This is a genomic window from Flavobacterium sp. (assembly GCF_039916025.1).
Lineage (GTDB): Bacteria > Bacteroidota > Bacteroidia > Flavobacteriales > Flavobacteriaceae > Flavobacterium.
The window spans coordinates 1-12,366 of sequence record NZ_JBDSMB010000010.1; the positions used below are offsets into that span (position 1 = coordinate 1).

Sequence of the window (12,366 nt, forward strand, 5' to 3'; positions counted from 1 at the left end):
TCGCGATCTGCATCGTAATTTAGACAAAGGCTAGTCTTTTTTCAAATCTTCTCGATTCTCTTACTCTCTTTTTGTTGTCTCGTCTTGTCGACGAGACGGCTGTCAATTCAATATGTCTATGAACGTTGTTCTTCTAATTTTATACGCTTTCATTCTCAAAGCGGGTGCAAAAGTAATCATCTTTTTCTATCTAACAAGCTTTTTGTAAAATAATTTTAAATTTTATTTTATCCCAAACTTATTTCCCAAAAATCAATGAACTCCCTCTTGCGGGGTGCAAATATAAAAACTAAATCGCTCCCAATCCAAATAAAATTTAGTGTTTTTTGTGATTTTTTTTAAGACGCTGGAAACATGGCTTTTGAAAACAAACTTTAACAATACTATAACTTTTTAGCCCCGATAGCAGCTAGCTACCGTGTAGCGCGGATAGCGGGAAATAGCTCCTACTACTCGAAACGAATGGATTTGGACGGTGTAATTTTGGTAATGATATAGGACGGAATAAGTAAAACCAACAAGCAAATTGCTATAGTTCCTATGTTTAGTAATAGTATATAGAAAAGGTTGATGTCGACCGGAGCTACGTTTACATAATAACTTTCGGGGTTGAGTTTGATAATGCCAAACTGTTTTTGAATTAACAACAGCCCTATTCCTATTAAATTCCCCCAAAACAATCCGCGAGCAATTAAATATGCGGCATTGTACAGAAACACTTTACGGACAGACCAATTGTTTGCTCCGAGCGATTTTAGAATTCCAATCATTTGAGTTCTTTCGAGGATTAGCACCAAAAGCGCCACAACCATATTAATAGTAGAAACGGCTATCATCACAATTAGAATGACAATGATATTAAAGTCAAATAGCTTTAGCCATTCGAAGATGTAGTAGAATTTCTCAACAATAGTCTGTGAATCGAGCGTTGATGATGTTTCCTGATAGACTTGTTGCCCTTTACTTTCTATTTGAGTGAAATCGTCAACAAAAACTTCGAAAGAACCTATTTGATCAGAGTTCCATTTGTTGATACGTTGTACGTGCCGAATATCGCCAATTACATAGTTGGCATCAAATTCCTGAAAACCTGAATTGTAGATTCCGACTATTTTGAAATTACGCAGGTTGTAGCCTTCACTGTTTTCTTTCATGAAGTAAGTCACAAATTTGTCGCCGAACTTTAATCCCAATCTGTTACACAAATATTGAGAAATCAACACTTCCTCGTTGAGATTGGTTTTGAAGTTGGGCAATCTGCCTTCGATTAGATATTCACTTAAATTGTCGGTTTGATAATCTTTACCAACACCTTTAAAAATGATTCCTTCGAAAGCTGATTCGGTTCTGATAATTCCGGCTTTGCTGGCAACAGCCTGAACATGCGTTATACCGTCAACATTTTTGAAGTTTGGATAAAAACTTTGATTAATGGAAATCGGAGTTGTGCTAACATCCGAATTGTTATCGTTATAACCTGAGATGATTATATGTCCGTTAAAAGCCGAAACTTTTTGGCGTATTTTTTGTTGCAAACCGATTCCAGTGGCGATGGAAACAATCATCATAATCATTCCAAGTGCGATGGCGGTGATAGCAATTTTTATTATTGGCGCAGAAATACTACTTTTATGGTCTTTAGCAGTAATGAGTCGTTTCGCTATAAAATATTCAAATTTCAATGGTATGATTTCAAATTTAGTGTTCAAAAATACAGTTTTATTCTCGGTTTTGCTAATGCTTTCCTGTGGGAGTTCGGCTAAACAAAAAGATGCAAAAGAAACAAAACCAGAAGTTGATTCTGAAAATCCAATCTTAGAAATAAAAACCGGCGCTAATAACTCTTCGGTGTATTTGCCATTATTAAAAGACAAGAAAGTTGGGATTGTTACGAATCAGACAGGAATCATCTATACATTTAATAGTGATGTTGTAAATAAAAGAGCTGATGTTATTCATTTAGTAGATTATCTATTAGACCAAAAAATCAATCTCGCAAAAATCTTCGCTCCGGAACACGGCTTTCGTGGCACAGCTGATGCGGGTGAACATGTAGTTGATGGAAAAGATACCAAAACCGGATTATCGATTATTTCACTTTATGGTGATAATAAAAAACCAAAAGCGGAGCAATTAGCCGGGCTTGATGTTTTGGTTTTCGATTTACAGGATGTTGGCGCGCGATTCTACACTTATATTTCTTCGTTGCATTATATTATGGAAGCCTGCGCTGAAAATAATATTCCGTTAATCATATTGGACAGACCAAATCCGAACGGAGGCATTGTTGACGGACCGATTCTCGAAAAGGAATTTACCAGCTTTATTGGGATGCATCCCATTCCGACATTACACGGAATGACAATTGGAGAATATGGCAAAATGATTAATGGCGAAAAATGGCTTAAAAATGGCGTTCAATGTAAGCTGACAGTGATTCCGTGTTTGAATTATAAACGTGAGATGTTTTATAGCTTACCCGAGAAACCTTCACCAAATTTACCTAATGACAAGGCTATCAACTTATATCCGAGTTTGTGCCTGTTTGAAGGAACGAATGTAAGTTCAGGTCGTGGCACCGAAAAGCAGTTTCAGATTTATGGCTCTCCATTTTTACCAAAAACAGGTTTTAGCTTTACACCGGTTTCTAATTTTGGCTCAAAAGACCCAATGAATAAAGGTTTGCTTTGTTATGGTGAAGATTTAAGCAAAGCTCAAAAAGTGAATCGATTAGAATTAAAGTGGCTGATCAAAGCTTATAATGAAACAAGTGATAAATCAAAATTCTTCACTCCGTTCTTTACAAAATTAGCCGGAACCAAAAAACTGCAACAACAGATTGAAGCCGGAACTTCTGAAAGTGAAATTAGAAAATCCTGGGAAAAAGGATTAAATGAGTTTAAGGAAATGCGTAAAAAGTATTTGATTTACCAATAGCATACTGACTGCCAATGAATTATTTAGTATATTTATTCCGCTAAATGATTTTATATGGATAATCCTATTGCAGCTACTTCACGCTCCAAAATTTTAGACATCCTCAGAGGCATTGCTCTTTTTGGCGTTTTTATTTCCAATATGGGTGTTTTTTCGGGTTATGTTTTTATGTCTTCAACACAAAAGACAAATCTTTCGACTGCAGCAAGTAATGTCTATTATGACTTTATTCATTTTGCCTTTATAGACGGGAAATTTTACTCTCTGTTTTCTTTGCTTTTTGGAGTTGGGTTTGCCGTTTTTATGACTAAATCTAAAGGCATCCTAACTTTTTATAAGCGCTTAGTCATTTTAATTGGAATTGGATTGGCGCATGCATTACTGATTTGGGAAGGCGACATACTGTTATTATACGCTCTGCTTGGTTTATTGCTCCCATTGTTTTCAAAAATGTCTAATAAGATTATTGTGACACTTTCTATCTTCCTAATTCTGTCTCCAATTCTTTTAGATGTTGCCAGAGAACTCAGCGACAAAAAGTTTTATCCCGAATCGTTTTTCTTCAAAAGAGCAGGTATTGCGGATGAAGCAGTCGGAATAAAAACTGATGCTGATTTCTTTACTCTTGTACAAAAAGCTGACTATTCAGGAATGCGTCAACTATTAGTTCCTGGATTTTATTACCGTTGGGGATTTTTATGTGAATCAAATCGTTTTCCAAAAGTTTTTGCTTTATTCCTGTTGGGCATGATGATTGGCCGCAATCGTTGGTATGAAAATTTAGAAGAAAAGAAACCTTTTTTAATTCGGCTACGAAAATGGCTTTTCATTATCGGATTTCCAACAACATTACTTTTTGCCTATCTGAATGTTTTTGCTGAAGATGTTCCCAAAGTAATAGAAGCTACTCTTTATGCCTTAAGTGTAATCCCGATGGCATTTGTATATGCAAGTACTATCGTTTTAATCTATATTAAAAACAAAACAAAGCTCGAAGTCTTTAGTTATGTTGGCAAAATGACATTGACCAATTACATCCTGCAAAGCTGTTCGGCCTATTTATTTTTCTATGGAACTGGATTCGCACTTTTCGGAAAAACAGGATCTGTTTTCTTTCCGATTTTTGCGATTGGAGTTTATTCGATTCAAATCATACTCAGTAAAATCTGGCTTCAATATTTCGAATTTGGTCCATTGGAATGGATTTGGCGGCAATTGACTTATGGTAAATTCATACCAATACGAAAACAGTCCTAAAGCGGCAAACGCTTTTTCATTTCTTCTACAATATTGTAGGCGGCAGGGCAAATAGCGACATTCTGTAAAGTCAAATCAGAAATTTGCTGAAACTTCTTTCTGTCGGTATGCGGAAATTCGCGACAGGCTTTTGGACGAACATCATAAATCATGCAGTAATTTTCATTATCTAAAAAAGTACACGGAACACTTTGCAACACATAATCCTTGTCTTCATCAACACGAAGATATTGGTCGATAAATTGTTGTGGCTTTTGCTTTAAATGCTTTGAAATCCTTTCAATATCTGCAGAAGTAAATAATGGCCCAGTCGTTTTGCAACAGTTAGCACAGTTAAGGCAATTGGTTCGTTTAAACTCGGCCTCGTGCAGTTCCTGCATCACATAATCCAAATTTTTAGGTGCCTTTTTTTTGAGCTTATCGAAATACTTTTTGTTTTCGATATGCTTATCTTTGGATAACTTTTGTAATATGTGGATTTGTGGATTTGTCAATTTGGTTATTTGATAAATGAATGGCAAAATTACACAAAACCAATAACCAAATAACCGAATAACCAAATAAACCTAATGAAAGACCTTTTCGGCAAAGCAATACTTGATTTTCAAACTAACAATTCGCCCGAAGATTTAGTTACCGAAACCAATATTTCGGAAGCCGATGAAATGAATGTTGAGTATCTTTTCAGAAGTTTTAATGAAATGCCAAAGCTTGAAAAGAAAGCATTGCAACTTGCGAAAGGCAAAGTACTCGATGTTGGCTGCGGTGCCGGAAGCCATGCTTTGTATCTTCAGCAAAAAGGTTTTGATGTTACGGCTATCGATATTTCTGCCAATGCTATTAAAGCGTGTGAATTACGTGATTTGAAAAATGCCCGGGTTCAGAATATTTTGGATTTAGAAAATGAAACTTTCGATACGATTCTGCTGTTAATGAACGGCACCGGAATTTTCGGGACATTATCCGAGACATCGAAATATCTACAAAAACTGAAATCGCTTTTAAATCCAGATGGACAAATTCTGATTGACAGTTCGGATATCATTTATATGTTTGATGAAGATGAAGACGGAAGTTATTTGATTCAGGCTGATGGTTATTATGGCGAACTGACTTTTACCGTTAGTTATAAAAACCAAACGGAAGACACTTTTCCATGGCTTTACATGGATTATAACACGTTGCAGAATGCTGCTCATGCTAAGGATTTGCAATGCGAACTGATTATGGAAGGCAAACACTTTGATTATTTAGCCAAACTCACACTTTAATTATGGAAAATACTGAATTAGAAAAACTGCGTTACCCAATTGGAACCTTTGAAGCTCCACAAATTTATACTTCCGGAATTTTGGCGAAAGCCATACAAACCATAGCATCATTTCCCGAAAGATTAAAAGCTGAAGTTGCCCGTTTATCTCAAGTGCAACTCGAAACTGCATATCGTCCTCAAGGCTGGACCATTCGTCAGGTTGTGCATCATTGCGCCGATAGCCATATGAATTGTTTTATCCGTTTGAAATGGACATTAACCGAAAACAATCCTACGATAAAATTCTATTACGAAAGTCTGTGGGCAGAAGGCATCGACAACAAAACAATGCCAATAGAACCTACACTGCAATTCCTGGAAGGTTTGCATTATCGCTTAGCATTTATCATGAAAAGCTTATCAAAAACCGATTTGGAAGCTACTTACATTCACCCGGAACACAACAAGGAATTCACGCTCAAAGAAATGATTTGCTTATACGAATGGCATTGCAATCATCATTTGGCACACATTACAGAACTTAAGAAAAGAGAAAACTGGCAGTAGTTTTAGGAGCTATCTCCAGCTTTCCATTACAATCTTTTTGCCTTGCAAACAAGACAAAAAGGATTTTCATTGCAAATGCGAAGCATTCACTGAACTCCGCTAAAAAACAAACACAAAGTGAAGTAATCTGGGCTATGATTTTATACTTCTATCAAATCGGTGGTTTTGATGATTTCTTCCAAAGCTTTGTACAAAATATCCAAATCTTCCTGAGAATTATACCCATTGATTGAAAACCGGATGTAAATTTTATCATTCAAAGGCATCACAGGAACCTGGATTTTATATTTTGAATTCAATACTTCTTTTAGTTCGATTGGTTTTTTTGTATCGACAGGAACGCTCGCCATTTGTCCTAAGAATTCTTCTGTAATTGGACTAAGTGGTTTTGTATTTAGCAAATCACAAAAACGCTGGTAGTTATTGAAAACAATTTGCTTGCATGATTTGGAAACGGCTTTCCAATTATTTTGTTCCAGAAATTCTACCACTTTTGGTGTACACAAAAAAGCCGAAACATCCCGTGTTCCCTGCAATTCATGATAATCCAAAAACTGACTTTCTCCCGGCGCTACACTTTCATAACCCCAACTCACTACCAAAGGCTCTAAAGCATTTTGCAGTTCGGGTTTTACGTATAGAAACGAACTTCCTTTTGGTGCCAGCATCCATTTGTGCAAAGTGCCGGTATAATAATCGGGATTTAATTCAGAAATATTTAAATCGATATGTGCCGGAACATGTGCTCCGTCAACAATGGTAATCAAGCCAAGTTCTTTGGCTCTGTCGCAAATTTCTTTTACCGGAAAAATCAAAGCGGTGGCGCTCGACATTTGGTTTAGGAAAATTACTTTGGTGTTTTGGTTATAGCCTTTCCAAAATTCTTCTAGGATTTGTTCTTTGGACACAACTGGTAAGCTTATGTTTTGACGAATGTATCTGGCACCTGATTTTTTGCAATAAAAATTCCACGTTCTGTCCATTGCTCCATATTCGTGATTGGTTGCCAAAATTTCATCGTCTTCATTTAGTCTTATGCTTCGCATGATAACATTTATAGCATAAGTAGGATTGGAAGTAAAAAACAAATTTCCTGCCTCACAACCAACAAACTTGGCTAAACTCTCGCGAGCAATTTTTAAATACTTAGGTTGTTTTTTGGTTATAAAATCAACTGGATCAGATTCCAGTTCTCTTTGAAATCGTTGAAATTCTTCAAAAACAGGTTTTGGGCACGCGCCAAATGAACCGTGATTTAAGAATGTGATATTTTGATCTAACAGGAATTGTGATTTCATGAATAATAATTTTTTTTTGTAAAAATAAAAAATCCTAAATCAAAAATGATTTAGGATTCTAATTTTATTTCTTTTGAAAAACCATTGGATATTTTATCTCTATACTTATTGGTTTCCCACCGCGTCTGGCAGGTTCCCATTTTGGGCATTTCTTCAAAACTCTTATCATTTCAGTCGCCGATTCAATATCTAAAATCTGAGTTATTCTTATTTTTGTTACGTTTCCTTGTTCATCAACGGTAAATGTTGCTTCTAACTTTCCCAGTTTGGTAACTTTAGAATAGTCAAAATTTTCATTAAGATATTCTTGAAATTTATCAATTCCACCGCCATTGAATTTAGCTTCAATCCTGTCGCCTTTTAAATAAACTTCACCTTCTCCGCCCATTTGTGAAAATCCGGCAATGGGCAAAAGTAAAATCAGCAAAAATTTAATTAGTTTCATATTACAGTTTTAAGGAATATTCAAATATTTATGTGTTTGCAGTGAAACTCTCCACTTTGGATTGTTCATTACATAGTCAACAATTAGCGGCGTCATTTCTTCTTTTTTACTCCATTCGGGTTGCAGGAAAAGAATAGCATTATTGTTGACTTTGGCAGCCTGTTCTTCGGCAAAAATGAAATCGTGTTTATTGTAAACAATCACTTTTAATTCGTTGGCAATTGCATACGCATCGGCTACCGGCAATTTATTTTTCTTTGGCGAAAGACAAAACCAATCCCAAGTTCCACTTACAGGATAAGCTCCTGAAGTTTCAATATGCACTTTTAGATTTTTGTCTTTTAATTTTTGAGTAAGCAAAGTCATATCCCAAGTCAATGGCTCACCACCTGTTACTACAACTGTATCTGCATATTTCTTTGCGTTGGCAACAATAATATCCGTTTCTGTTGGTGGATGCAATTCTGCATTCCAGCTTTCTTTCACATCACACCAATGACAACCTACATCGCAACCTCCAATTCTAATAAAATAGGCAGCTGTTCCTGTATGAAATCCTTCGCCCTGAATAGTATAAAATTCTTCCATAAGCGGAAGCATTTCTCCTTTTTCAACGGCTAATTGTGTTTCTTTTGATAACATTTTATTTAATCTAGTCGGCAAAGATACTTAATTGAAAATCCTTTTAAATAAAAAACCGTCCCGATTTTTTATCGGAACGGTTTTAAAAAAAAGTTATTCTTTTTTATTTTAATAGTTTCATTGCTTCAAGAGCATATGCGTTTGCAGGGTCAAGCGCTAAAGTTTTACTCAACATCTCTTTTGCTTTTGTTTTATCTGTATTAGCCAAAGCTGAAGCTATATTGTTGTAAGACTCAATAAACTTAGCTTTGTTTTTAGTAACTTCTTCTTCACCTTTTGCTGTTACTACGTCAATATATTGTTGGTAGTAAGTAGCCATCATTTCGTCATTTTCCAATAATCTATTGGTTCTTGCTCTGAAAAGGTAAGCATCCTGTGTTGTTGGCGATGCAGTAATTACATTCCCAAAAGCAACATCGGCTTTTTGTAAAGCTATTGGATCCGCTTTTACAATATCTTTTCTGGTGTTATCATAATAAAGTGAATTACCAAGGTAGAAATTGTCAATTAGGTAATTTTTAGAATTTGGATTAGCAACCGCAAGTTCAAACACTACTGCTGCAGCGGCGAATGCTTTTTGGTCGTATAATTTTTTTCCAATTTCATTTAACTCATTAGCAGCTAATGGTTCCATTTCAATCGCTTTTTTCAGATCTGCAATTCCAGATGCTAACTGTGTAGGATCAATCATTTTTCCATCGGCACTTGCGCCTTTTTTGATTTTGGCTTGACCTAAATACAAATAATCACGAGGGATAATTTTATTATTAGCATTCGCTGTATAATCTTGTAATGACTTTAACGCCACATCAACATTTCCATTTTCATAAGCTGAATACCCTAAATAACGTAGAATTCTTGGATTAACACCGTCTAACTCTTTCATCTTGTTAGCTTCCAACTCCAGAGCTTTGTAATCTTTTGCCAGAATTAAAAAATCTGCATGACGCATACGTGAATTAATTGAGTAGTCAGTTAAAGTCAAGTATTTTTCATAAAAACTCAATGCTTTTTGAATATTTTCATCATACGTTTTTGGAATATTGTTTCCCCACAAATAATAGGTTTCTGCTAATTCTCGATATACCGGACCATAATTTGGGTTGATAGCAATTACTTCGTTGTATGCTTTTACTGCTTCTGTATAAGCTTTAGCTCCTTTTAACAAAACACCCAATTGCATTTTAGCTCTAATCAAAGTATTGTCAAACTGGTATGCATTTCTATAAGCAAGATAAGAATCATTTTGGTTTTTATCTCCGTAGTAAGCATCACCTAATGCTAATTGTATTTGAGCATCATTGGGATTGGTTACTGCTGCTTTTGTCAAAACAGCAATTGCACTTTTATAATCTGGTTTATCAGCATTCATAAATGCACGAGCGATATACACATATTCTTCTGTGTCTTTCTTTTTCAAATCTTTGATTACCAAATCAAATTTAGCTTGTGCTGCTGCTCTGTTATTAGCATCCAAATCCAATTGTCCTAAACCAATATTATTAAGTCTGGCACCTTCACTTGCTGCTAATCCTTTTTTAAAATAGATTGAAGCAGAATCAGAAATATTTTGTTTTAGGTAGATGTTACCTAAAAGAAATGCTGCTTTACCATTTGTAGGTTTTGCTTGTATAACTGATTTCAACAACGATTTTGCTTTTTCAAATTGTTCAGCATCAATAGCTTTCTTCGCTGGCTCTAATTCTTGTGCTTTCGCAATGGTTGTTGCTACTAACGCTAGGCTGAAAATTTTAAACTTGTTCATCTTAATTAAATTAATTTTTATTTTTAGTAATTGTGTTTCTTATCACGATTTTTCTGCTTGGAAAACGCTTAGGCACTAAACCCGATTTTAAAATTATGCGTTGTCCTCTTTCTCCTGTAAGGAAGGAACCAAATCCCATTCCTAATCCGGAATAACCCTGACAATTGACGATATACAAATCACGTGCCAAAGGGTATTTCCCTTGCGCCAGATTATCCTGTGACGGGAAAATGTATTCTGACTTGTCAGTTCCTTTGACTGCTAAAACATTTACGCTATTTACAATTTCCTGTAAATCTAACGAAGGCTGGAAAATCCAATTCATTCCTATGACTCCAACCATACCATCATTTTTTGCAACATATTTTAAAACTTCTTCATTAGTTTTGAATGAAAAAACATTTTTCTGACCATTAACAGGCAGACCTGAAATTTTGGAAATATATCTTGCTGTACTTGAGTTGGGATTGTCAAAAACCAATCCTTTAATGGTTGGAACAGCTTTTCCGTGAACAAAATCAATAACGTCCTGTAAAGCAATCAAAGTGTCGTTGGTTACTTTGTTTCTGATAAAAGCAACAGCATCGGTTGCAAAAGGTGTAATTCTTGGTGTTATTTTTTTGTTCTCAAAAGCTTTTAATTCTTTAGACGAAAGTGTCCTTGTTAAAATCGCGATTTTTGCAGTATCATTAAGCAAATCATTAATCACTTCATTTTCAGATTTTGAAATCAAATGCAATTTGGCATTATATTCGGTTTCAAATACGGCAGTCTCATCTTCAACAATTGGCAGTATTGATTCATCAATATATACTGTAGCTTTTCCTTCTAATATTGTATCCTTGGCTTTGTTATTTTTCTCCTGACAGGAAAAAACGAAAAGCAAGGCTAGTAAAACAAAGCCAACAAGCGTCTTAGTTATTTTATTCATTTCTATATTTATTCTTCTTTATTAAAGAAACGCAAAAATCGTAAAAAAGAATATACAATCAGTAATATTCCAAAAACAATTCTGTATTTATATTCTAATGTTAAAGGTAGTGACTTCCAAAATATGATTATTAGGCCGAATGTTAAATAAATCAAAAAAAACAAAATGCCTATAACGAGAAGAAACCGCTCTTTAAGCGATTTCTTCTGAAAGTTTTCGATGAATTTTGAAATCATTTATTCTGCTGATTGTATTGATATCGGCAAAGAATATAATACCCTTACCTTTTTACCATTTTGCTCACCAGGATTCCATCTTGGACAGGATTTTAAAACTCTGATAGCTTCTTTTCCTGTTCCGTAACCGATATCTCTAAGTACTTTAATATCTGTAAGCGAACCGTCTTTTTCAACAACAAAGGTTACAAATACTTTTCCTTTTAATCCTTCTTCTTCCGGAACCTGGAAATTCTTACCAACAAATTTGTAGAATTTATCCAATCCTCCAGGAAAATCTGGTTTTACTTCGATACCTGCGGTGTTGTAGATATTATTATCTTCTTCAACTACGCTTGGTCCTGTTCCGACCGGCTCAACAGTTAACGGTGCATTTTCATCACCTTTAATTGTTTCTGCACCCAGCTTTTTATCTTTGATTTCTTCTACTTTTGGCGGTTCTTCTACAATCTCTTCTGTTTTAGCCACAACTGGCTTCACAAATTTCACCTGATCAACCTTTGGAGGTGGCGGAGGTGGTGGCGGAAGGTCTTTCGGTTGTTCTTTTGGAGGTAACTTTATCGTTACAATTTTTTGATCCAGAGCTTCGTCATTGTTTGACATGTCCGGGATTAAGCTAATAATAAGCGGTGCGCTTACTGCAAGCCCAAAAACTAACGCTCCAATAAGAAGAGCACGAAACGTCGTTTTTGAATTTTCTTTACGTAATTCATAAGCACCATAGGCTTTGTTACGTCCTTCAAAAACGATGTCTATCCACTGTCTGTTAAATAAGTCTAATTTCATTTTTTAGTATATTTTTGATTAACACTGGATTATTTGTTCATCTCGTCAACTAATTTCATCTCTTCTGGCGTGATTTCATTTACAATTGCATAAGTCGGAACTTTACAAATTGCCATTTCATCTAAAATATCTACCAGATTTCTATACGTTGATTTCTTACTAGGTTTAATAATTACAATTAACCCATCGCCTTCTTTATAATTAGGCTTCGTTTTACAATATTCATTAACAGAAACTACTCTCTTTAAAA

General features: G+C 35.2%; 12 protein-coding genes and 1 pseudogene. 4 read left to right on the forward strand and 9 right to left on the reverse strand.

Annotated elements, in window-relative coordinates; genetic code table 11:
* Positions 1 to 449: 449 nt before the first annotated feature.
* Entirely contained in the window at positions 450 to 1,682 is a 1,233-nt protein-coding gene (locus tag ABIQ27_RS00530) for an FtsX-like permease family protein (protein ID WP_348031060.1), read from the reverse strand.
* A gap of 4 nt (positions 1,683 to 1,686) precedes the next feature.
* On the opposite strand from ABIQ27_RS00530, the gene ABIQ27_RS00535 reads away from it, so the two are divergent.
* Positions 1,687 to 2,937, forward strand: coding sequence for a DUF1343 domain-containing protein (locus tag ABIQ27_RS00535; RefSeq protein ID WP_348031040.1), 1,251 nt, complete (start codon positions 1,687 to 1,689; stop codon positions 2,935 to 2,937).
* 54 nt (positions 2,938 to 2,991) lie between these two features.
* On the forward strand, positions 2,992 to 4,194 hold the full coding sequence (locus ABIQ27_RS00540; protein WP_348031042.1) for a DUF418 domain-containing protein: 1,203 nt from the start codon (positions 2,992 to 2,994) through the stop codon (positions 4,192 to 4,194).
* On the opposite strand, the gene ABIQ27_RS00545 is transcribed toward ABIQ27_RS00540, so the two are convergent.
* Positions 4,191 to 4,688: a YkgJ family cysteine cluster protein gene (locus ABIQ27_RS00545; RefSeq protein WP_348031044.1), complete on the reverse strand. Its 498-nt coding sequence runs from the start codon at positions 4,686 to 4,688 to the stop codon at positions 4,191 to 4,193. The two genes, ABIQ27_RS00540 and ABIQ27_RS00545, sit on opposite strands and share 4 nt — an antisense overlap.
* Positions 4,689 to 4,763: 75 nt before the next feature.
* Between ABIQ27_RS00545 and ABIQ27_RS00550 the strand changes: the two genes are divergently transcribed.
* Positions 4,764 to 5,465 carry a class I SAM-dependent methyltransferase gene (locus ABIQ27_RS00550; protein WP_348031046.1) on the forward strand — a complete coding sequence of 234 codons (702 nt, stop codon included), beginning with the start codon at positions 4,764 to 4,766 and terminating at the stop codon, positions 5,463 to 5,465.
* Positions 5,466 to 5,467: 2 nt separating this feature from the next.
* The gene (locus ABIQ27_RS00555) at positions 5,468 to 6,013 is read left to right on the forward strand and encodes a YfiT family bacillithiol transferase (RefSeq protein ID WP_348031048.1); all 546 of its coding nucleotides are present in this window, start codon (positions 5,468 to 5,470) and stop codon (positions 6,011 to 6,013) included.
* 140 nt (positions 6,014 to 6,153) lie between these two features.
* Here ABIQ27_RS00555 and ABIQ27_RS00560 read toward each other — a convergent pair whose 3' ends face one another.
* From ABIQ27_RS00560 to ABIQ27_RS00590, 7 genes and pseudogenes are all read right to left on the reverse strand, one after another.
* Positions 6,154 to 7,311 (reverse strand): aminotransferase class V-fold PLP-dependent enzyme, encoded by a 1,158-nt coding sequence (locus tag ABIQ27_RS00560; RefSeq protein WP_348031050.1) that lies wholly within the window; start codon positions 7,309 to 7,311, stop codon positions 6,154 to 6,156.
* Positions 7,312 to 7,375: 64 nt separating this feature from the next.
* A complete protein-coding gene (locus tag ABIQ27_RS00565; protein WP_348031052.1) occupies positions 7,376 to 7,756 on the reverse strand; it encodes an energy transducer TonB in 381 nt (126 codons plus the stop codon).
* A 9-nt stretch (positions 7,757 to 7,765) separates the two neighbouring features.
* A complete protein-coding gene (locus ABIQ27_RS00570; RefSeq protein ID WP_348031054.1) occupies positions 7,766 to 8,398 on the reverse strand; it encodes a 7-carboxy-7-deazaguanine synthase QueE in 633 nt (210 codons plus the stop codon).
* A 103-nt stretch (positions 8,399 to 8,501) separates the two neighbouring features.
* The gene (locus tag ABIQ27_RS00575; RefSeq protein ID WP_348031055.1) at positions 8,502 to 10,163 is read right to left on the reverse strand and encodes a tetratricopeptide repeat protein; all 1,662 of its coding nucleotides are present in this window, start codon (positions 10,161 to 10,163) and stop codon (positions 8,502 to 8,504) included.
* Positions 10,164 to 10,173: 10 nt separating this feature from the next.
* Entirely contained in the window at positions 10,174 to 11,094 is a 921-nt protein-coding gene (locus tag ABIQ27_RS00580; RefSeq protein WP_348031057.1) for a substrate-binding domain-containing protein, read from the reverse strand.
* Between the two features lie 236 nt (positions 11,095 to 11,330).
* Complete coding sequence (locus ABIQ27_RS00585; protein WP_348031058.1) at positions 11,331 to 12,116, reverse strand: energy transducer TonB; 786 nt, start codon at positions 12,114 to 12,116, stop codon at positions 11,331 to 11,333.
* Between the two features lie 29 nt (positions 12,117 to 12,145).
* Positions 12,146 to 12,366, reverse strand: a pseudogene (locus ABIQ27_RS00590) (biopolymer transporter ExbD); the annotation flags it as partial.